Genomic DNA, 19,162 nt, shown 5'->3' with positions numbered 1-19,162 from the left:
ATATCCCAGAAATGACTATCCTCCGGTAGCCGGTAGAGTCCTTTAGGGCAACTCTTCCTCAGGCAAGAGTCTTAAGGCCTGCAGTTCTGCAACACAGTAGGTCGTCAACCAGTTCCACACCAAGACCGTCAGCAGCCCTTCACTGATGGCGAGGGGAATCTGTGTGACGGCAAAGAGGGTGCCAAATTTGGCAAAGGAAGTGGCCACGCCACCCACGCTGTCGGGAAAGGCCAAGGCCAATTGCAAAGAGGTCAAGGTGTAAGTACCCACATTGCTGATAAAGCTAGCGGCAAACAGAGCGATCGCCGGCTTCACTCTCAAACGAGACGCGCTGCAGTAGGTAAGCCAAGCGAGCCACGGTCCTACGACGGCCATCGAAAAGGCATTGGCTCCCAGTGTCGTCAATCCGCCATGGGCAATGAGGAGGGCCTGAAAGAGCAACACCAGTGTCCCCAATACTGCCATCAAGGGAGGCCGAAAAAGAACAGCCCCAAGGGCAATCCCGATAGGATGGGAACAGCTGCCAGTCACCGAGGGAATCTTCAAAGAAGAGACAACAAAGGCATAGGCGCCTGCCAAGGCAACCAGTAGGGTGGATTCGGGGTGTTGTTTGATCTGCTGTTGCAATGACCACAGTCCCCATGCCAAGAAGGGGAGAAAGGCCAGCCACCAACCCACAGCCCAACCTAGGGGCAAAAAGCCCTCACTGATGTGCATGGCCAAGGCGGGATTAGGACTCGCTACCACGAGGTATGTGGTCAGAAGGGCGATCGCCCCCAGGGAAGCATATCGCTTTGCTTGACTACGTTTGACCATATTACTGGACATAGCTTCCAATCCCAGTAGCGCCCATTTTAGGGGTCAACCGATTGCCTGACTATCCCTAGTGGGGGCTTCAACGGATAAGGAAAACAGCCACCCATAGCTCAAGAATTGATTGGTAGCCAGATCTCAAAGCTGAAATATGCATAGACTTTGATGTAGTTGGTATAACAAAATGGAAGTCTAATGGGATTATTAAATCCATAGGTACGGTTGCTATGTTCCCAAGGGGGGTGTCATGAGTGAACTAACTGCCTTTAGTCATTCCTTGAGTAGCGGTTATGAAGTAGTGGTGATCAAGCCGCAGTCCCTCAGTGATACCACCTTGATTGTGCAAGCGCTGCGGGCGGACAAGGCAGTGATTCTCAACCTGGAGCACCTTGATGTGGCTGAGGCACAGCGCATTTCCGATTTCGCCGCGGGTAGCACCTATGCCATCAATGGCCATCAATCGCGCCTTGGGGACGGTGTCTTTCTCTTTACTCCCAACGTGATTAATATCCAAGAACGCACAGCAGTACCGACACCTGCTGGACTGGTCTAAGCAAGGCTATTGATGACCCCTGAGGATCTGCTCACCGTCAGTGAGTGCCAAGAGATTGATCAACTGCTTTTGCCAGCGGCCGATCGCTTTGCGATTCGAGTGGCGGTGTATGCCCAGCGTTACCTACGTACCAAGATTGAGGGGAAGCCCCTCGAAGACCTGACCGCAGCCCAAGTCTATGAACTGGTTGCTGCCGATCCCCAGTTGCAAGCGGAGGAAGCACGCCAGGGGGGATTTATAACGTGGTATGGCCAAATTCTCATCAGCGCTCTCAAGCAACTACGGCAAGTGGCTAAAAGGGAGGGGGTGCCTATTGCCGAGCTAACTATTCCCCAGATTAGTCGGTGGTTTGAACAGCAGTGTCAGGCACGCTTGCGATCGTCCCCGCCGTTACCTTAAGAATTTGCGCCTGCTTGCGCCAAGGGACGGCAAAGGGGGCAAGGTGGGTGGTGGTAATCAGGGTTTGGTAGCGATCGCCCATCACCTCCAGCAAAATTCCCTGTCGCTGCAAATCCAGTTCGGCGAGGACATCGTCCAACAACAAAAGGGGCGTGTCGCCAACCACACTTTCCACAAGAGCCAGTTCCGCTAGTTTCAACGCCAATACGAGCGTGCGCTGCTGCCCTTGGGAAGCAAATTGACGGGCACTTTGAGCATTAAGCCAAAAGCCAACATCATCACGGTGCGGTCCCACCAGGCTAGTTTTTTGGAGCAGTTCAATGGCGCGGCGAGTCGCCAAGGCCTCACTAAAGGCTGCCACAATGGCCTCAGAGGTGCCATCCCCAAGGGGCACATGGCTCTCATAACTCAAGGTCAGGGTCTCGCGATCGCCACTCAAGACTCGCTGCCAATGCTGTGCCAAGGGAGCCAAGCGTTCAACGAGGCGCTGTCGGCGGCGGATGATGCGGGTGCCATTGATAACCAATTGCTGATTCCAGGCTTGCCAGAGGGCTTCATCCCATCCTTGGCTGCCTGCCTGTTTGAGGAGTGCATTGCGTTGGCGCAGGGCTTTTTGGTAGGTTTGCAGGAGTTGACTGTAGAGGGGTTCCAATTGCACCAAAATCCGATCCAACCAGTTGCGGCGAATCGCTGGTGTACCCCGCACCAGTTCCAAATCCAAGCAGGAAAATTCCACCGCATTGAGTTGACCGAGAAATTCCGCAGTGCGCTTGACCGTACAGCCATTGACCCGTAGGACACGGCCTGAGGGGGGGCGCAAACTCACCGCCAGATCAAGGGGAACCCCTTGGCGCTCAAGGGTGGCTTCAATTTGGGCACTCTCTTGTCCCTGCTGAATCAGGTCGCGATCGCGATGGGTGCGATGGGATTGCAATGTGGCCAGCCACTCCACAGCCTCCAGCAAATTGGACTTGCCCTGGGCATTGTCGCCGACGACGATAGTTTTCGGAGCAGCAAACACCACGGATTGCTCGCTGTAGTTGCGGAAGTGGCGCAGATGGAGGGACTTGAGAAACACTGAGCAGCCCTTACCAGCCCCACGTTCCCGGTGCCCCCTTGAATGGGCCAACAATGTCTGGCGTAATCCAGCCGCCATAGAAGCCCCCCGGTTGCGGAATCACCACCACGCCATCCACGGTGCATTCATCCATCAAAGCAGCATAGAAGGCAATGTAGTTGCGGATTGGCGCAAAGGCAGGGGTGGGTTTGGGATAGTACCACGCTGCATTCTCAGCTTGGCGATCGCCCACCTTGACGTGGTAGTAGGCGCCTTGTCCTTTCCATTCACAAAAAGTTTGCCGTGCCGAGGGCACCAGATACTGCGACTGTACATCCTCTGGCGGAAAGTAATACACCGGGGGGTGACTGGTTTCAAGTACCCGCTGTCCCCGCTGGGTGTCAGCAATCACCACACCATTAAAGACCACCCGCAGGTGTTTTGCCGTGGGTTCAAGACGGGGCGGACGGGGGTAGTCCCAGACCGACTCTTGACCAGGGGCAGGGGGCATCTGTTGCATGGGCTCTCAGTTCCTGAACATCCTGCTTTGACCAAAGGCGTAACAAACTCCGCCGTCTAGGGCGCACAAGGATAGCAGGATTGGTGTCTCCGTTCTTAGTTACAGCCTTAGTTACAGCATAGAATAGTTGGACTACAATATTGTTCTTAATTGTTCTTAGCACGAAAATCCAATGCTAACAGGAATATCCAAGACACCCCCGGAGGGCCTGTGGATTCAACCCCACTAGCGGTCGGAAGCAGGAATCCCTTAAAGCGACTAGACAAGGTGCAATCCCTGCGGAGCGCAGTAGGAATCGCCGGCGAGGATGTCAAACTAACCGCTATAGCTCAAGGTTGGGAACTGGTTTGTCGCTCCACCAAGCCCTGTTCAATTGCCAGTCGCACCAGCTCAGCCCGATTGTGAACTGCTGTTTTTTGAAAAAGGCTACTGACGTGCTTTTCAATCGTTCGCGCGCTCAAGTGCAGGCGATCGCCAATCTGGGCATTGGAGAGTCCCGCCACCAACAAAGCCAAAACGTCCTTTTCCCGCTGCGTCAGATCAACCCTAACGCGTTGGCTTTTCGAGACAGAGAAAGGCTGCTGTCGCTGCTGCCACTCCATTTGTACCAGTTGTGCCCGATCGAGTAGGTTGCGCACCACCGCTGCTAACTCATTGAGGTCAAAGGGCTTGGCAAGATAGACATCGCCGCCGGTACGATAGGCACGAATTCGCTCCTCCAATTCCGTGCGCGCCGTTAGGTACACCACTGGCAGTAAGCGTAACGAGGGATGCTGGCGGACCTGCCGCACTAACTCATAGCCATTCATATTGGGCATGGCAATATCCGTAATCAGCAGGTGAGGTTGATAGCGATGGATCATTTCCAAAGCTTGGGCCCCATCTCCCGCCGTCAGGCAACAGTACCCTTCGGATTCCAAAAAGCGACTCACCGACAAGCGGATGCCGGGATCATCGTCGGCAATGAGTACTGTAAGGGACATAGGAAATTTATGTCTCCACTAGACCACAGTATTTCTCCACACAGCGGACAAACAGCTCAACCCCAATACTTAAAACGATTTCGTCAAAGTCAAAGCGGGGATGGTGGTGGGGAAAATCTAACCCCAGTGTGCCATTGGCTGACCCCAAAAAGAAGTAGCAGCCTGGAACAGCTTTCAGAAAAAATGACATATCCTCCGCGGCCATCGTCTGACAATGGGACGTGACTCCAGCTGGCACCTCGACGACCGATTCCGCAACAGAGCGCACTAATTTCGCCATTTTGGCATCGTTGACCGTGGGGGGATACATCCGCTCGTAGTGAAAGCGATAGGTGGCACCATGACTCTGGCAGATACCAGCAATCACCTGTTCAATGCGCTGGGGTAGCCAGTCCCCCAACTCTGGCTTAAAGTATCGAACTGTTCCCCGAAACGTTGCAGTATCGGCAATCACGTTCTTTGCGGTGCCCGCGTGCACTGCCCCCACGGAGATCACCGCAGTCTCGAGGGGATCCACATTGCGCGAGACGATGGTGTGCAACGCTGTAATGATTTGAGCAACAACGAGCACAGTATCCACTGTAAACTGGGGTAAAGCCGCGTGTCCTCCCTTGCCGTGCACTTCACACTCAAAGAATTCCGCTGCCGCCATCAACGGCCCACTACGCACGCCCACCGTGCCAACGGGCAGAAAATTCCAGAGGTGCAGGCCAATAATGCCATCCACTTTTGGCGTATCGAGAACCCCCGCTTCAATCATTGGTTTGGCACCACCGGGACCTTCTTCGGCCGGCTGAAAGATGATTTTGACCGTACCAGCAAAATCGCGGTGAGTCGCCAGATATTTCGCAGTGCCGAGGGCGATCGCCGTATGACCATCGTGCCCGCAGGCGTGCATTTTCCCCTCATGGAGAGAGCGATAGGGCTTATCGTTTTCCTCCTGGATGGGCAGGGCATCCATATCAGCGCGAATTGCCAGCACAGGCCCCGGTCGAGATCCCGGAAGAACCGCCACAATGCCCGTTTCGGCGATGCCAGTGCGATGCTGAATCCCCCATTGCCGCAGTTTTTCACTGACAAAGGCCGCCGTCAGGTGTTCCTGAAAGCCCAATTCCGGTCGTTGGTGCAAATAGCGTCGCCACTGCACAAGTTCAGGTTGTAGGGCAGCGACCTCTGGACGCAGTTGGCAGCTCACTTGCGGAAGATGGAAAGCCATGGGGCAGTCTTTAAGATTTTGTTTAGGATGCACTTCTAGGATAAAGCATGCCCTTAGCTAGGGGATTGGTAGGGATTGGTCTTCAGCCCTCAAGGCAACTTGGGTACGGCTTACTTCCACCAGTCGTAGGATTTTTTCGTCAGAACCCCCTGACTTAGGAAACATTTGTTATTATGGCAGGTAGCTCCCTAGGGCAAAAATTAAAATAGTTCAGTATTGGATATTACAATTTGCCAATTCTGACTCCTAGGGTCTCTTCAGCCAAACGAGGATGTTATGGTTCAATCCCTTCAATACTCCATTGAACTCGTCAAAGATGAAGCACGACGATTGGTGGCCAAAGGTGTGGTCAGTCGGCAGCAGCCCATTTACACCCTCTGCCAGTTTGTGCCCGTTCGGGAGTGGCCCCTCATTGAGGCAGAGTTAGAGCGCTGTGATTTTATGCTGCGCGATCGCATTGGCGACCTCATTGGTCGTGAGTGCTGGGACAACGATTAAAACGATTAAAGAACAATCATTGAGGGCACCTACTTCCCCTAATGGGCAAATCCTAGGACGTGGGTGCGTCTAAGTCCTGCTGTAGGTCTTGGCGAAGGGCTCGCAGGGTTTCCAAAAGCGTCTGAATATCTGCGGCCAAGTCGGCACTTTCGCGAGCAGCAGGCTCAGGGGTTGAGGGGGCTTGCCGCTGCTGAGCAATAAAGGCTTGAATTAGTTCCCGGGCCTGGGCTTCAGTGAGTCGGCCTTTCTCAGCGCAGACCGTGGCCAGGTGCCGGGCATCCACTCGCAGCTGCGTCAGGTATTCTTGGCGCTTGGCTTCATCCTGTAGCGATTCAATGGCGGCAGCCGCAGCTCCAATACCGGTGTAGTAGAGTTGCTGGACGATTTCGAGGGGATTGCGATCCATAGAGTTCATCCCGAAGCAGACTATCCCTTTTACTCTACGGGAAATCTCTCTTGCTCTTCAAGGTTGAGGAAAGCGGCTGCGGTAGAGGTGGACAATTTTACTCACTACCTCATCGATCCCCAAGTTGTCAGTGCAAACTTCTATCGCATCGGCCGCTTTACGAAAGGGGGCGTAGGTGCGTTGCTGATCCGCTGTGTCGCGAGCGGTCATCTGAGCAAGCAATTCTTCATAGGAGAGGTCGCATTGTCCCTGCTGTTGTAATTCCTGCCAGCGGCGCTGGGCACGCTCTTGGGGGGAGGCCGTTAGGAAAATTTTCAAGCCCGCCTCTGGAAAGACATGGGTGCCAATATCACGACCTTCAGCAGCGATTCCGCCATTGGCTCCGATCGCCCGCTGTTGTTGTACCATTAGCCGCCGCACACCGCGCAGGGCGGCAATCTGGGATACCCGCTGCGTCACCTCTAGGGAGCGAATCGCTTGGCTGACCTCGCGATTGTTGATCCACACTCGCGTTGGTTGATGGGGATCACGGCTCTCAAGATGCAACTGACAATGGGCGATCGCCTCTACGATCGCTGGCTCATCGTGGAAATCTATATTATTTTCCAAGCACCACCAAGTTACCGCCCGATACATGGCACCGGTGTCAAGGTACTGCAACCCTAGGGCTTGGGCAGCCAGTCGCGTCACGGTTGACTTCCCAGCACCGGCAGGACCATCCACCGCCAGAATCGGCAGGCGGCGATCCAGTAGACAATTGTCAATGAGGCGCGTTTGCCCCACCCAGCCAGCGATCGCCAACAGACCCACGGTCTCAATGCGTTCCAAGGGCACAAGGGTCTGGGGATGCACCAATTCGGCATAGTCGAGGCGCAACTGGGGAAACTGGCGCAGATGATCTTGCACTTGGGCTAGAAGCAGACTCGCTTCCAAGCAGCCCTGACGGAATGCAGCCTGAGCCACCTCTAGGCTTTGGCTTAAGGCAAGGGCAGTGGCGCGCTCCTCAGCATTCAGGTATTGATTGCGGGAACTCAGGGCAAGGCCGTCGGCATCGCGGACAATGGGGCAGCCAATGATCTCCACCTCCAGATTCAAGTCCGCTACACAGCGGCGAATAATCGCTAACTGCTGGGCATCCTTTTGCCCAAAGTAGGCGCGATCGGGCTGGACTAGATGCAACAGCTTCAGCACAATTGTTGCTACCCCGCGAAAATGGCCGGGGCGCGATCGCCCACAGAGGTGTTCCGTTAACTCCCTTGGCGGCTCCACCACGGTCAAGTGCTTCATCCCCGTTGGGTAAAGCTCAGCCACACTGGGCACAAAGAGCAGATCCACCCCTAACTGCTGACAGAGGGCAGTATCGGCCTCAAGGGCACGGGGATAGCGCTCCAGATCCTCTTGGGGACCAAACTGCAGTGGATTGACAAAAATACTGACAACAACCACATCACACTCTTGCCGTGCCCGCTGAATCAAGGCAGCATGCCCCCCATGGAGTGCCCCCATTGTCGGCACAAAACCAACCGTGGTTGCCGGAGAGAATGCGCCAAGGGCAGTCTGTAAACCCGCCGTGGTGGTTAAACGGTAAAACTTACCCATAGAGTGCTGCGGGGGCGATGGATGGAGTTTTGGTACAATCTGTCATATTACAGCCCTTTTCCCACGGCGAGAAGCCACTCAAGCTTGCGAAAACCAGGATTCAGATCAGAGAGGTTTTTTAGGGTATCCCCATTGTAGAAAGGTGTAGAAAGGGTCTGTTTAGTGCCCGGGCCTGCTTTTTTTGACCAAAGTTTGTACATTTGTTGCAAAAGCTTTAATCTTGCGGGCAGGTTCTCTAAAATTCAAGTACTTTCGTTTTTCTATACTTGCAAACCCTGTAACACAGCTCCCACTTTCACCCCGCCTTAGTCAAAAGCTTGTTTTTTAACTGGAACTGTTGAGCATACGCCGCGAGGATAGCCCCTATGGCCAATGAACTACAAAACAGTTTACAAAAATACCGTTTCGTCTGCACCCTCACCTTCGGGGATATTTATGGCCAAGTCATTGTTTGGCTAATTGTGATCTTTATTGGTTTGGCCGCCTCCCTCACCCTCTACAACAATCCAGTGCAGGCGTTTCTGGTCGGGGGGCTAATTTTGGTCTTAACCTTGCCCTTTTTGCTTTTTGCCTTTGTCACGACCCTGCTCAACCATATTGAAATGCGACCTGTAACAGTGACAGAGAAGAAAAAACGTAAAGATGCCGCCGTGGCCTCAACCACCGAAGTGGCTGCTGCAAATTAAAAACCCTTAGAAACCCTTAAAAACAGCGAGCCATCGCTCCCCACACCGAAATTACCGCGCCGGCCTATAATGCTTTAGGTTCGCCAAGCCCTTGCCCCCAACCGGGGGTGATTGGCAATGCCAAAATTTATGCTTTGCCAATGGCGGCAGCACCGCTGATTTTAATAAACTGCTCCTGTTCACCAGTGGGTTGGCCCTGGTGAATGCCCTTTTTGAGGAGGGGAAACCTGGCCAATTGTTAGCCCAAATTAAATCCCTTCTCCAAGACAGCACGTCCAACTCCTAAAAGGCGACTGCATACCCCTAGCTGCAGGAATGGATAACTCTTCAGTAGGGCGGGGGGGCGGAGGCATGCATAGAGGATTTATTGAATTCGTCTCTATTTTCAAAGTTCATAGAGCTTTGTCAATAAGGAAAATATAAAAGAAAGATTAAGAACCGCTAAAGGTCAGTGTTAGTATTCTGCCGAACAGATTTAGAAATGTTAAGATTCTTAATATATGTAATCTAGCTTTGCAAAAGCTGTTAAAGCACCGTTGGCTTGGCCGCGATCTTTAGCAGGGGCGATCGCCCATCCTATAGAGAAAACGATATTCCTAGGCTTTGGACGAATCACTGCTGTCAACCTTGAGAACGAGCGATAGGGACTATGGATACCTCAAAAGATTTAGTGCGCACTTACCTACGGGAGATTGGCCGTGTGCCATTGCTCACCCATGAACAGGAAGTGATCTACGGAAAACAAGTGCAGCAGCTCGCCGCCATGAACGAGATTCGCGAAAAGCTGGCGGCAGAACTCAACCGTGAACCCACCCGTGCTGAATGGGCTGCCGCCGCCAACATCAGTGAAGCAGAGTTGGAGACAATTATCGAGAATGGCGAGCGCGCCAAACGGAAAATGGTGGAAGCCAACCTACGGCTAGTGGTTTCGGTGGCCAAAAAGTACATCAAGCGCAATGTGGATTTGCTCGATCTCATTCAAGAGGGAACCATCGGGATGCAGCGAGGGGTAGAAAAATTTGACCCCACTAAGGGGTATCGCTTCTCTACCTATGCCTACTGGTGGATTCGCCAGGCCATCACACGGGCGATCGCTGAAAAGGGGCGGACGATTCGCCTCCCTATCCACATCACCGAAAAGCTGAACAAAATTAAAAAAGCCCAGCGACAACTGTCCCAACGCCTGGGTCGCGCTGCCACGATTAACGAACTGGCCGCAGAACTGGAGTTAACCCCCGCCCAAGTGCGGGAATACCTCGAACGGGCACGGCAGCCCCTCTCCCTTGATGTCCGTGTCGGCGATAATCAGGATACAGAGTTGGGGGAATTGTTGGAGGATTCCTCCATTTCACCCGAGGAGTTTGCAACTCAATCCTCATTGCGCAGTGACCTCGAACGGTTGATGGCGGATCTGACCCCACAGCAACGCCACGTCCTCTCCCTACGCTTTGGTCTAGAGAATGGTCAACCCCTCACCCTTGCCAAAGTGGGAGAACTGCTCAACATTAGTCGTGAGCGGGTACGGCAAATTGAGCGGGAAGCCCTCAGCAAACTCCGCAAACGCCGGGGCGATATTCACGAGTACCTTGCCAGCTAGCCCATGCTCACTGACGAACAGCACCGCCAAAAAATGCAGCAGCGCAAAGCCGTGCAGGCCCAACGCCTCGCGGAGCGCACCCGTGAAAAAGGTCTCATTATTGTCCATACAGGCAACGGTAAGGGCAAAACCACAGCGGCCCTTGGTATGGTGCTGCGTTCCCTAGGGCATGGCTACCGAGTGGCAATTATTCAGTTCATTAAGGGGGCGTGGGAGCCAGCGGAAAAAACCGTCCTTAGCCATTGGTCAGACCAATTGGCCTTCCATGCAATGGGGGAGGGCTTTACGTGGGAAACCCAAGACCGGCAGCGGGATATTGCCTGTGCCCAAGCCGCTTGGGAGCTGGCCCTCAGCTACATCACAAACCCCGCGTACCGCCTGGTGCTGCTGGATGAAATTAACGTTGCCCTCAAGCTAGACTACTTAAATGTGGCAGAGGTGCTCGAGGGGCTTGCCCGCAAGCCAGAAATGACCCATGTGATTCTCACCGGGCGCGGTGCTCCCCAGGCCCTGATTGAGACCGCGGATTTGGTGACAGAAATGACCCTTGTCAAGCATCCCTTTCGTGAGCAGGGGGTCAGGGCACAGCCGGGGATCGAATTCTAAAGCAGGAGTTCCCCGGCGAAGATGGTAACCGCCTGACCCAATAGCAGCAGGCGATCGCCCCCTTGGGGTTGCATTTTAATCACGCCGCCCCGTGCTGAAGCTTGATAGGCCACCAGTTCCCGTTGACCGAGCTTGGCTTGCCAGTAGGGATAAAGACTACAGTGGGCAGAGCCCGTGACGGCATCCTCTGGGATGCCCAATTGGGGGGCAAAAAAGCGAGAGATAATGTCATATCCATATTTCTCGCCACGGGCAGTTACAATCAGTCCCCGGCAGGGCAGGCGGGCAATCTGGTCAAAATCGGGTTTCAACTGGGCTACGGCATCGGCAGCGGCCAGCTCCACCAGCAGATCACTCCCTGCTTGTCCCATAAACAGGGGCGTTGTTCCCAGTGCTGTAATGATTGAAGCTTGCACCTGCTGATCCTCAAGGGGGGTCACGGGCTGCTGCGGAAAATCAAGGGCGATCCAATCCCCAAGGCGCTGGGCACGCAGGAGACCACTGTGGGTATGAAATTCTAGGTCCTCCACCACCCCCTGGTGTTGCCAGAGGACGTGGGCCGTTGCGAGGGTGGCATGACCACACAGAGCCACTTCCGCCACAGGGGTAAACCAGCGCAGGTGAAAGCCACTGGCCAGCGGTACGACAAAAGCCGTTTCTGAAAGGTTCATTTCACGGGCGATCGCCCTTAAGGTCTCATCCCCAGGAAATGCTTCTAGGACACAAACCGCCGCTGGGTTACCCTGAAAGGGTTCTTGAGTAAAAGCATCAACTTGGTACAGTGGTAGCGGCATCCGACCCCCGAAAACCGTAAGATCAATCCTGTAGATCGAGCAGAGGACATACTGCGTGGAACGGACATTTCTAGCCATTAAGCCCGATGGTGTGCAACGTGGGCTAGTGGGGACGATTATCCAACGATTTGAACAAAAAGGCTACACCCTGGTCGGCCTCAAACTCATGCGCGTCAGCCGCGAACTTGCGGAGCAGCACTACGGCGAACACAAAGACAAGCCCTTCTTTCCGGGGCTCGTGAATTTCATTACCTCTGGGCCAGTGGTGGCCATGGTCTGGGAAGGACGGGGGGTGATTGCCAGTGCCCGCAAACTCATTGGTGCCACCAACCCTCTCAATGCTGAACCAGGAACGCTGCGGGGCGATTTTGCCGTAGATGTGGGACGGAATGTGATTCACGGCTCCGACAGTCCCGAAAATGCGGAGCGGGAAATCAATCTCTGGTTCCAAACCCAGGAACTCGTGCCTTGGGAGCCGGCCCTTACCTCTTGGGTGTATGAGATGTAGGCTCATGGGTTGATTTGGAGAGGGTTGGGGGAGTGTCTGGCTCCTCCACCTCCCGCTTGGAAAAGCCCCACGTAAAGCAAAGGGCAATCAGGCTAATCATCACCCAGTCAGAGGGGACGAGTTGCGGATTGATGACACGAATCAGCAGCCGCAGGCCCACTAGCGTCACTGTGAAATAGCCCGCATCCTCAAGCCGAGAAAATTCTTTGAGCCAACGAATAAATAGCTCCGCCATAAAGCGCAGCATAATCACCCCAATCGTGCCGCCGAGTAATACCAGCCAACGCTCATCCGACAGGGCGATCGCTGTGGTCACGCTATCGAGGGAAAAGGCCAAATCCGCTAAGGCCAGCAGGGGGACTGCCTGCCAAAAAGAACGAATCACCCGCTCGTGTTCATGCTCTGGCTCAGTCGTAAAGAAAAAGTACTTTGCCGATAACCACAGCAGATAAAGGGCCCCCGCCAACTCAAACTGCCAGAACTGCAAGACCCAAGTGGCTGTGAGGATAAGCCCAATCCGAAAAACATAGGAAATGGCGAGTCCCAGATTGAGTGCCCGCCGCTGTTGATCTAAATCTTCGATGCCGCGCACCAAAGCTGCTAGGGCGATCGCATTGTCCGCTGAGAGAACTGCTTCCAATGCCAACAACACCACAAGTAACAACAGGGTATCTAGTCCCCAGTTGGGCGAGAGTTCCAGTAGTTCATCAATCATTGGGCGAGGGAAGTTCTCCAGATTTTTGGCTGCTTATCCTTATCGTCGCACACTAGCGGTACAGCCTTTTTCCCAAGGATGGCACCCCTGACGTCAGTATTGGATTCCGTATTGGAAACCCAAGGAGTTCCTTTGTCGGAGCGAGTACCCTAGCCCTGAGGTAGGATACGGCGGCTAAACTGCTGAATCTCCTCGCGAATGCCTCGTGGCAATTGGTTTTGTTTGGCAAGGGCCTGCTGGAAGTATTGCTGCGCCTGCGATCGCTTGCCACTGGCGGCTAAAATTTGGGCTTTCAGATAAAACAGTTCTGGATTGTTGGGCGCAAGTGCCAAGGCTTGATCAACGGCGTTTAAGGCTTGGGGCCATTGCTTGCGATCGCGATAGGCCAAGGCTAACCCCCGATATCTCAGGTAATCAGGAGCAGCGTAGGTTTGCAGGGTTTGAATCGCCCGATCCATGCTGACAAAGCTGACATTACTAGCAATGCCCCACTCCATAAAGCCACGGATAAGATTCAATTCCGGATCGCGAGGATTGACAGCTTCGGCGCGGCCCACATGATCGAGAACCCGCTGTACCCGCAACAGAGCGGCTGGCGTACCCATTACAGGACCGGATCCCGCATCGGAGATTTCATAGCCAGCCATCAAGAAGTGACCGACTGCTTGGTAAAGGTTACCCCGCAGGGGATCGCGGCGCGTGAGGGCTTGGGCAGCGCGGAGGGTTGCCTCAGCATAGCGTTTGTACTCTGCCCAGTCTTCATTGAGATAGGCAATGGCGGCAGCCAACGTCAGCGTTAGGGGTTCTTGGCGATCGCGCTCTAGGGCAGCGGGCAGTAACTCCTTACCTTTGACATAGTCACCATCGCGAAAGAGGGCAACAAAGACGGCTTCCGTTGCATCTGAAATGGGTCGCGCCTGGGGGCCGTTCCGGAAAGGATCTCCAGCAAGGGCAGCCGTACTCAGTACCCAGGGAGCGATCGCTCCACTAAGATAGAGAGCAAAGTATTGCCATAGGCGCCATTGACGTCTTTGCACAGTCGTTACCTCCGGAGTCTGCATCTTGTTTTCGGTTCGCCATCTCAGCTACCATCCCGCCGCCACCCCTCAACCCATTTTGCGGGACATTAATTTAGACTTGGGTATGGCTGAACTGGGATTGATTATCGGACCCAGTGGATCCGGCAAGACCACCCTACTGGAAATTTTAGCGGGCTTGGCCACCCCTAGTCGGGGAATCATTCGATGGCAGGATCAGGTTCTCACACCGGATCATTTACAACAGTTGGCCGGATTGGTCTTTCAGTTCCCAGATCGCTACTTCTGCGGCAGCACCATTCTTGAAGAGTTGCGCTTTGGCCACCCAGAAATTCCCTACGAAAATTTTTACCGTGCTCTTGCCGATGTTGGCCTCGATCACCTGCCTTTGCACACCCGCCCTGAATCCCTCAGTGGTGGGCAGCAGCGTCGCCTTGCTCTCGCTGTGCAACTGGTGCGTCAACCCTACCTGCTCTTGCTCGATGAACCCACAGCGGGTCTGGATTGGTCCATGCGCCGCCAATTGGTACAGCTACTGGGCCGCCTCAAGGAACACTGGAGTCTTCTTGTGGTGACCCATGAGGCCACCGAACTGCAGGAGATGAGCGATCGCAGGTGGCGATTGGAAAACGGTTGTCTAGTACCACTGACTTCCCCTCAGTCAAGTCCTGTAATAAGTTTTAATACTTAGGTAGCAAAACTTTGCAATTTGTTACCGCAGGGACGCAAAGTCGCTCTACAGCTTGATTTTCTGCTACAACCACAAGAGGTACAGCCCTTCTTGCAAGGATGGAAAACCCGCAGCACTGTGAAGGCCCGTGGGGGATAGTACCTCCTCGATGTGCTCCATGGTTTTAGCAAAAGGGCGTATATCCCCCACTTGGGGTTTGGTCTCGATCGTTACAAGGAGTTTGAACGCATGTTCACCCACGTCAAGTCCACAATTCGGCATATCGCGCCAGCGGCGTTAAATGGGCGATCGCTGTTGCGAGTGGTGTATGTGGTACTTGAAGCCCAATACCAGAGCGCGCTGTCGGCAGCGGTTCGCAGCATTAACGATACCCATCCACAGGTGGCCATTGAAATCAGTGGCTATCTCCTTGAGGAACTGCGCAATCCTGAAAACTATGCCGCCTTCTGTGAAGATGTGGCACGGGCGAATGTGTTTATTGCCTCCCTCATTTTTATTGAGGACTTGGCGGATAAGGTGGTCGAGGCCGTTCAGCCCTATCGCGATCGCCTCGATGTAGCGGTTGTCTTCCCCTCACTGCCGCAGGTGATGCGCCTCAACAAAATGGGCAGCTTTTCCTTAGCTCAGATTGGCCAATCTAAGAGCGTGATTGCCAATTTCATGAAAAAGCGCAAGGAGAAGTCAGGGGCCGGCTTCCAAGATGCCATGCTCAAACTCCTGCGAACCCTGCCCCAAGTCCTGAAGTACCTCCCCATTGACAAGGCACAGGATGCCCGCAACTTCATGCTCAGCTTCCAGTACTGGCTGGGGGGCTCGCCGGAGAACCTAGAAAACTTTCTCCTGATGCTGGCCGATCGCTATGTCTTCAAGGGGCAATACAGCAGCAATCTCAAGTACCAAGAACCCGTCACCTACCCCGACACGGGCATTTGGCATCCCCTAGCCCCTCAAATGTTTGAGGATCTCAAAGAGTACCTCAACTGGTTCAACAGTCGTCGCGATATTGGCGCCGATCTCAAAGATCCTCTGGTGCCGACCATTGGCCTGCTGTTGCAGCGCACCCACCTTGTCACAGGTGACGATGCCCACTATGTCGCCATTGTGCAAGAGTTTGAATCCCAAGGGGCGCGAGTAATTCCCGTCTTCTCCGGCGGTCTGGACTTCTCAACGCCCCTGGAAAAATTTTTCTACGATCCCCTGCACACCGATAAACCCCTTGTGGATGTGGTGGTTTCCCTAACAGGCTTTGCCCTTGTGGGCGGCCCCGCCAAGCAGGATCATCCCAAAGCCGTGGCGGCACTGAAAAAGCTCAACCGTCCCTACATGGTGGCACTGCCCTTGGTGTTTCAAACCACCGAAGAATGGGAGGAGAGTGATCTGGGGTTGCACCCGATTCAAGTGGCACTGCAAATTGCCCTACCGGAACTGGATGGCGCCATTGAGCCAATTATTCTTTCGGGTCGCGATGGCATGACTGGTAAGGCGATCGCCCTCCAAGATCGCGTCGAAATGATTGTGCAGCGAGCCTTGAAGTGGGCCAATCTGCGCCGCAAACCCAAGGTAGAAAAGAAAGTTGCCATCACCATCTTTAGCTTCCCACCCGACAAGGGCAACATTGGTACAGCTGCCTACTTGGATGTCTTTGGCTCCATCTACAAAGTCATGGAAGCCCTGAAAAACAATGGCTATGATGTGCAGGACATGCCGGAGAGTCCTGAAGCTCTGATGCAGGAAATTCTCCACGACGCCCGCGCCCAAGTGGGCAGTCCTGAACTCAACATTGCCTACCGCATGAGCGTGCCCGAATACGAGCGCCTCACCCCCTATGCCAAGCGCCTTGAAGAAAACTGGGGCAAACCCCCGGGACACCTCAACAGCGACGGCCAAAACCTGCTTATCTACGGCAAAATCTACGGCAACGTCTTTATCGGCGTGCAGCCCACCTTTGGCTACGAGGGGGATCCGATGCGGCTACTCTTTTCTCGCTCCGCCAGTCCCCACCATGGTTTTGCTGCCTACTACACCTTCCTCAACCATATTTGGCAGGCGGACGCGGTCCTTCACTTTGGCACCCATGGCTCCTTGGAGTTTATGCCCGGCAAACAGATGGGGATGTCCGGCGATTGTTACCCCGATAATCTCATTGGTTGTATTCCCAACCTTTACTACTACGCCGCCAACAACCCCTCCGAGGCCACTATTGCCAAGCGCCGCAGCTACGCCAACACAATTAGCTACCTCACACCGCCGGCGGAAAATGCCGGCCTTTACAAAGGGCTACGGGAACTCAGCGATCTCATTGGTTCCTACCAAAGCCTCAAAGATAGCGGTCGGGGTGTCCAGATTGTCAACACGATCATGGACAAGTGCCGTATGGTCAATCTCGATCAAGATGTCGCTCTCCCCGACAAGGACGCCGCGGATCTCAGTGCCGAGGAGCGCGATACCCTCGTGGGCAAGGTCTACATCAAGCTGATGGAGATTGAAAGCCGCCTCCTGCCCTGTGGTCTGCACGTGATTGGTAAACCACCAACAACGGAAGAAGCAGTGGCCACCTTGGTGAATATTGCCAGCTTGGATCGCGCTGAGGACGGTATTAAGAGTCTGCCGCGCCTGATTGCCGAAAGCTTAGGCCGGGACATTGACGACATTTATCAGCAGAGCGATCGCGGCGTACTGGCGGATGTCGAATTGCTACGCCAGATTAACGAAGCCACCCGCGCCGCCGTCAGTGCCCTCGTCCAAGCCCAAGCTGATGCCGACGGTCGTGTGTCGCGGGTCTCGAAGCTGAATTTCTTTAACATGGGGCGCAAAGAGCCGTGGATTGAATCTCTCCATGGTGCAGGCTATACCCAAGTGGATGCCGCTGCCCTCAAGCCCCTCATGGAATATCTCGAATTCTGTTTGCAGCAGATTGTCGCTGACAATGAACTGGGGGCACTGTTGCAAGCCCTTGAGGGCGAGTACATTCTCCCGGGTCCCGGTGGCGATCCAATTCGCAATCCTGAGGTCCTGCCGACCGGCAAAAATATCCACGCCCTAGATCCCCAAGCCATTCCTACAGCCGCTGCGGTGCAGTCTGCCAAAGTTGTGGTCGATCGCCTCCTCGCGCGGCAAAAAGCAGAAAATAACAACCAGTGGCCAGAAACCATTGCCATGGTGCTCTGGGGCACAGATAATATCAAAACCTATGGCGAGTCCCTGGCCCAAGTGCTGTGGCTAGTGGGAGCACGTCCTTTACCCGACTCCTTGGGGCGCGTCAACAAGGTGGAACTCATCCCCCTCGAGGAGCTGGGGCGGCCACGCATTGATGTGGTCGTCAACTGTTCGGGCGTCTTCCGCGATCTCTTTATTAACCAGATGGCGCTTATTGACCGTGCCATCAAAATGGCTGCCGAAGCCCATGAGCCCCTTGAGCTAAACTTTATCCGCAAGCACGCCTTGCAACAGGCCTCAGAACTAGGGATTGACCTGCGCCAAGCGGCCACACGAGTCTTTACCAATGCCTCTGGTTCCTACGCCGCCAATGTCAACCTAGCGGTGGAAAATAGCTCCTGGGAACAGGAGTCGGAACTTCAAGATATGTATCTCTCCCGTAAGTCCTTTGCCTTCTCGGCGGATTCTCCGGGGACGATGCAGCAGGCCCGGGAACTCTTTGAAACGGCGCTCAAAACCGTGGATGTGACATTCCAAAACCTCGACTCCTCAGAAATTAGCCTCACGGATGTCAGCCACTACTTTGACTCGGATCCGACCAAGCTGGTGGCAGCACTGCGGGGGGATGGCAAGCAACCCAAGGCCTATATTGCCGATACCACCACCGCCAATGCCCAAGTGCGAACCCTCTCGGAAACCGTTCGCCTCGACAGCCGTACCAAACTCCTGAATCCCAAGTGGTACGAAGGAATGCTCGCCCACGGCTACGAAGGGGTGCGCGAAATCTCGAAGCGGCTCGTGAACACGATGGGCTGGTCGGCCACCGCCGGGGCCGTGGATAACTGGGTCTATGAAGAAGCGAATGCCACGTTTATTCTCGATGAGCAGATGCGGCAGCGGCTTTTGAATACCAACCCTCACTCGTTCCGTAAGATGGTCAGCACCTTCCTAGAGCTCCACGGACGTGGCTACTGGGAGACCAGTGAGGCCAATCTGGAACTGCTACGGCAACTCTATCAAGAAGTGGAGGACAAGATTGAGGGAGTTGAGTAAACAACGTTAACAGAATCGGGGGAAACTCTCCCCCTTTTTATTTGGGCGCAGGTGTGGTGGAACCCTCCCTATAGATTGAGCATCAGACCCCGCAGGACGTTTTTTCTGTGGCGGAGTTGAGGATGTTGACAACACTCCAAGTAGTTGGCCTATCCTCCTTGACTGGTTTGACCATCCTTTCCTTTGCGGATACAACCACCCCTTAATTGCCCTTAATTGAATGTCAATGTGGAGCTCGGTGGTTGCCGTCAGCTGGTGTATGTGGTGCCCATTCC

Annotated in this window: 19 protein-coding genes; 9 read left to right on the top strand and 10 right to left on the bottom strand. The window is 54.3% G+C overall.

All coding sequences use genetic code 11. The features are described from left to right. Positions 1-42 precede the first annotated feature (42 nt). Positions 43-828, bottom strand: a complete 786-nt coding sequence (locus NK55_RS00780) for an energy-coupling factor ABC transporter permease (protein ID WP_024123963.1) — start codon at positions 826-828, stop codon at positions 43-45. A 232-nt stretch (positions 829-1,060) separates the two neighbouring features. Between NK55_RS00780 and NK55_RS00775 the strand changes: the two genes are divergently transcribed. Both NK55_RS00775 and NK55_RS00770 read left to right on the top strand, forming a co-directional pair. Further along, positions 1,061-1,366, top strand: a complete 306-nt coding sequence (locus NK55_RS00775) for a cell division protein SepF (protein WP_024123962.1) — start codon at positions 1,061-1,063, stop codon at positions 1,364-1,366. 12 nt (positions 1,367-1,378) lie between these two features. Beyond that, positions 1,379-1,765, top strand: a complete 387-nt coding sequence (locus NK55_RS00770) for a hypothetical protein (protein ID WP_024123961.1) — start codon at positions 1,379-1,381, stop codon at positions 1,763-1,765. Here the strand turns inward: NK55_RS00770 and recF are convergent. From recF to NK55_RS00750, 4 genes are all read right to left on the bottom strand, one after another. Further along, positions 1,704-2,843, bottom strand: a complete 1,140-nt coding sequence (gene recF, locus NK55_RS00765; RefSeq protein WP_024123960.1) for a DNA replication/repair protein RecF — start codon at positions 2,841-2,843, stop codon at positions 1,704-1,706. The genes NK55_RS00770 and recF overlap by 62 nt on opposite strands. 10 nt (positions 2,844-2,853) lie before the next feature. After that, on the bottom strand, positions 2,854-3,342 hold the full coding sequence (locus NK55_RS00760) for a DUF427 domain-containing protein (RefSeq protein ID WP_024123959.1): 489 nt from the start codon (positions 3,340-3,342) through the stop codon (positions 2,854-2,856). Between the two features lie 329 nt (positions 3,343-3,671). Next, positions 3,672-4,325: a response regulator transcription factor gene (locus NK55_RS00755; protein ID WP_024123958.1), complete on the bottom strand. Its 654-nt coding sequence runs from the start codon at positions 4,323-4,325 to the stop codon at positions 3,672-3,674. 7 nt (positions 4,326-4,332) lie between these two features. Next, positions 4,333-5,541, bottom strand: a complete 1,209-nt coding sequence (locus tag NK55_RS00750) for a M20 family metallopeptidase (RefSeq protein ID WP_024123957.1) — start codon at positions 5,539-5,541, stop codon at positions 4,333-4,335. A 276-nt stretch (positions 5,542-5,817) separates the two neighbouring features. Between NK55_RS00750 and NK55_RS00745 the strand changes: the two genes are divergently transcribed. Then, on the top strand, positions 5,818-6,039 hold the full coding sequence (locus tag NK55_RS00745) for a DUF4327 family protein (RefSeq protein WP_024123956.1): 222 nt from the start codon (positions 5,818-5,820) through the stop codon (positions 6,037-6,039). Positions 6,040-6,091: 52 nt separating this feature from the next. Here the strand turns inward: NK55_RS00745 and NK55_RS12220 are convergent, their stop codons facing one another. Both NK55_RS12220 and NK55_RS00735 read right to left on the bottom strand, forming a co-directional pair. Continuing rightward, positions 6,092-6,445 (bottom strand): hypothetical protein, encoded by a 354-nt coding sequence (locus NK55_RS12220; protein WP_024123955.1) that lies wholly within the window; start codon positions 6,443-6,445, stop codon positions 6,092-6,094. 57 nt (positions 6,446-6,502) lie between these two features. Continuing rightward, positions 6,503-8,044, bottom strand: a complete 1,542-nt coding sequence (locus tag NK55_RS00735; RefSeq protein WP_024123954.1) for a bifunctional pantoate--beta-alanine ligase/(d)CMP kinase — start codon at positions 8,042-8,044, stop codon at positions 6,503-6,505. Between the two features lie 365 nt (positions 8,045-8,409). On the opposite strand from NK55_RS00735, the gene NK55_RS00730 reads away from it, so the two are divergent. From NK55_RS00730 to cobO, 3 genes are all read left to right on the top strand, one after another. Next, a complete protein-coding gene (locus tag NK55_RS00730) occupies positions 8,410-8,730 on the top strand; it encodes a hypothetical protein (RefSeq protein ID WP_024123953.1) in 321 nt (106 codons plus the stop codon). A 640-nt stretch (positions 8,731-9,370) separates the two neighbouring features. After that, positions 9,371-10,327 (top strand): RNA polymerase sigma factor, RpoD/SigA family, encoded by a 957-nt coding sequence (locus tag NK55_RS00720; protein WP_041428862.1) that lies wholly within the window; start codon positions 9,371-9,373, stop codon positions 10,325-10,327. Between the two features lie 3 nt (positions 10,328-10,330). Beyond that, positions 10,331-10,933 (top strand): cob(I)yrinic acid a,c-diamide adenosyltransferase, encoded by a 603-nt coding sequence (cobO, locus tag NK55_RS00715; RefSeq protein WP_024123950.1) that lies wholly within the window; start codon positions 10,331-10,333, stop codon positions 10,931-10,933. On the opposite strand, the gene NK55_RS00710 is transcribed toward cobO, so the two are convergent. Further along, complete coding sequence (locus tag NK55_RS00710; protein WP_024123949.1) at positions 10,930-11,727, bottom strand: PhzF family phenazine biosynthesis protein; 798 nt, start codon at positions 11,725-11,727, stop codon at positions 10,930-10,932. The genes cobO and NK55_RS00710 overlap by 4 nt on opposite strands. 55 nt (positions 11,728-11,782) lie before the next feature. On the opposite strand from NK55_RS00710, the gene ndk reads away from it, so the two are divergent. Beyond that, positions 11,783-12,235: a nucleoside-diphosphate kinase gene (gene ndk / locus NK55_RS00705; protein WP_024123948.1), complete on the top strand. Its 453-nt coding sequence runs from the start codon at positions 11,783-11,785 to the stop codon at positions 12,233-12,235. Here the strand turns inward: ndk and NK55_RS00700 are convergent. Together NK55_RS00700 and NK55_RS00695 are read right to left on the bottom strand one after the other, a co-directional pair. After that, the gene (locus NK55_RS00700; protein WP_024123947.1) at positions 12,210-12,950 is read right to left on the bottom strand and encodes a TerC family protein; all 741 of its coding nucleotides are present in this window, start codon (positions 12,948-12,950) and stop codon (positions 12,210-12,212) included. The genes ndk and NK55_RS00700 overlap by 26 nt on opposite strands. 149 nt (positions 12,951-13,099) lie before the next feature. Then, entirely contained in the window at positions 13,100-13,987 is an 888-nt protein-coding gene (locus NK55_RS00695) for a Sll0314/Alr1548 family TPR repeat-containing protein (protein WP_024123946.1), read from the bottom strand. A gap of 25 nt (positions 13,988-14,012) precedes the next feature. Between NK55_RS00695 and NK55_RS00690 the strand changes: the two genes are divergently transcribed. Both NK55_RS00690 and NK55_RS00685 read left to right on the top strand, forming a co-directional pair. Then, a complete protein-coding gene (locus tag NK55_RS00690) occupies positions 14,013-14,678 on the top strand; it encodes an ABC transporter ATP-binding protein (protein ID WP_024123945.1) in 666 nt (221 codons plus the stop codon). A 228-nt stretch (positions 14,679-14,906) separates the two neighbouring features. Then, complete coding sequence (locus NK55_RS00685) at positions 14,907-18,887, top strand: magnesium chelatase subunit H (RefSeq protein ID WP_024123944.1); 3,981 nt, start codon at positions 14,907-14,909, stop codon at positions 18,885-18,887. Positions 18,888-19,162 lie beyond the last annotated feature (275 nt).

It is taken from the genome of Thermosynechococcus sp. NK55a (assembly GCF_000505665.1).
Taxonomy (GTDB): domain Bacteria; phylum Cyanobacteriota; class Cyanobacteriia; order Thermosynechococcales; family Thermosynechococcaceae; genus Thermosynechococcus.
The sequence above is the reverse complement of the archived record's forward strand: the minus strand, read 5'-3'. Positions and strand labels throughout refer to the sequence as shown.

Bases quoted from the DNA above. Each gene is read 5' to 3' on its own strand.
- NK55_RS00780 (WP_024123963.1), bottom strand. From the start codon at position 828: ATGTCCAGTAATATGGTCAAACGTAGTCAAGCAAAGCGATATGCTTCC.
- NK55_RS00775 (WP_024123962.1), top strand. From the start codon at position 1,061: ATGAGTGAACTAACTGCCTTTAGTCATTCCTTGAGTAGCGGTTATGAA.
- NK55_RS00770 (WP_024123961.1), top strand. From the start codon at position 1,379: ATGACCCCTGAGGATCTGCTCACCGTCAGTGAGTGCCAAGAGATTGAT.
- NK55_RS00760 (WP_024123959.1), bottom strand. From the start codon at position 3,342: ATGCAACAGATGCCCCCTGCCCCTGGTCAAGAGTCGGTCTGGGACTAC.
- NK55_RS00755 (WP_024123958.1), bottom strand. From the start codon at position 4,325: ATGTCCCTTACAGTACTCATTGCCGACGATGATCCCGGCATCCGCTTG.
- NK55_RS00750 (WP_024123957.1), bottom strand. From the start codon at position 5,541: ATGGCTTTCCATCTTCCGCAAGTGAGCTGCCAACTGCGTCCAGAGGTC.
- NK55_RS00745 (WP_024123956.1), top strand. From the start codon at position 5,818: ATGGTTCAATCCCTTCAATACTCCATTGAACTCGTCAAAGATGAAGCA.
- NK55_RS12220 (WP_024123955.1), bottom strand. From the start codon at position 6,445: ATGGATCGCAATCCCCTCGAAATCGTCCAGCAACTCTACTACACCGGT.
- NK55_RS00735 (WP_024123954.1), bottom strand. From the start codon at position 8,044: ATGGGTAAGTTTTACCGTTTAACCACCACGGCGGGTTTACAGACTGCC.
- NK55_RS00730 (WP_024123953.1), top strand. From the start codon at position 8,410: ATGGCCAATGAACTACAAAACAGTTTACAAAAATACCGTTTCGTCTGC.
- cobO (WP_024123950.1), top strand. From the start codon at position 10,331: ATGCTCACTGACGAACAGCACCGCCAAAAAATGCAGCAGCGCAAAGCC.
- NK55_RS00710 (WP_024123949.1), bottom strand. From the start codon at position 11,727: ATGCCGCTACCACTGTACCAAGTTGATGCTTTTACTCAAGAACCCTTT.
- NK55_RS00700 (WP_024123947.1), bottom strand. From the start codon at position 12,950: ATGATTGATGAACTACTGGAACTCTCGCCCAACTGGGGACTAGATACC.
- NK55_RS00685 (WP_024123944.1), top strand. From the start codon at position 14,907: ATGTTCACCCACGTCAAGTCCACAATTCGGCATATCGCGCCAGCGGCG.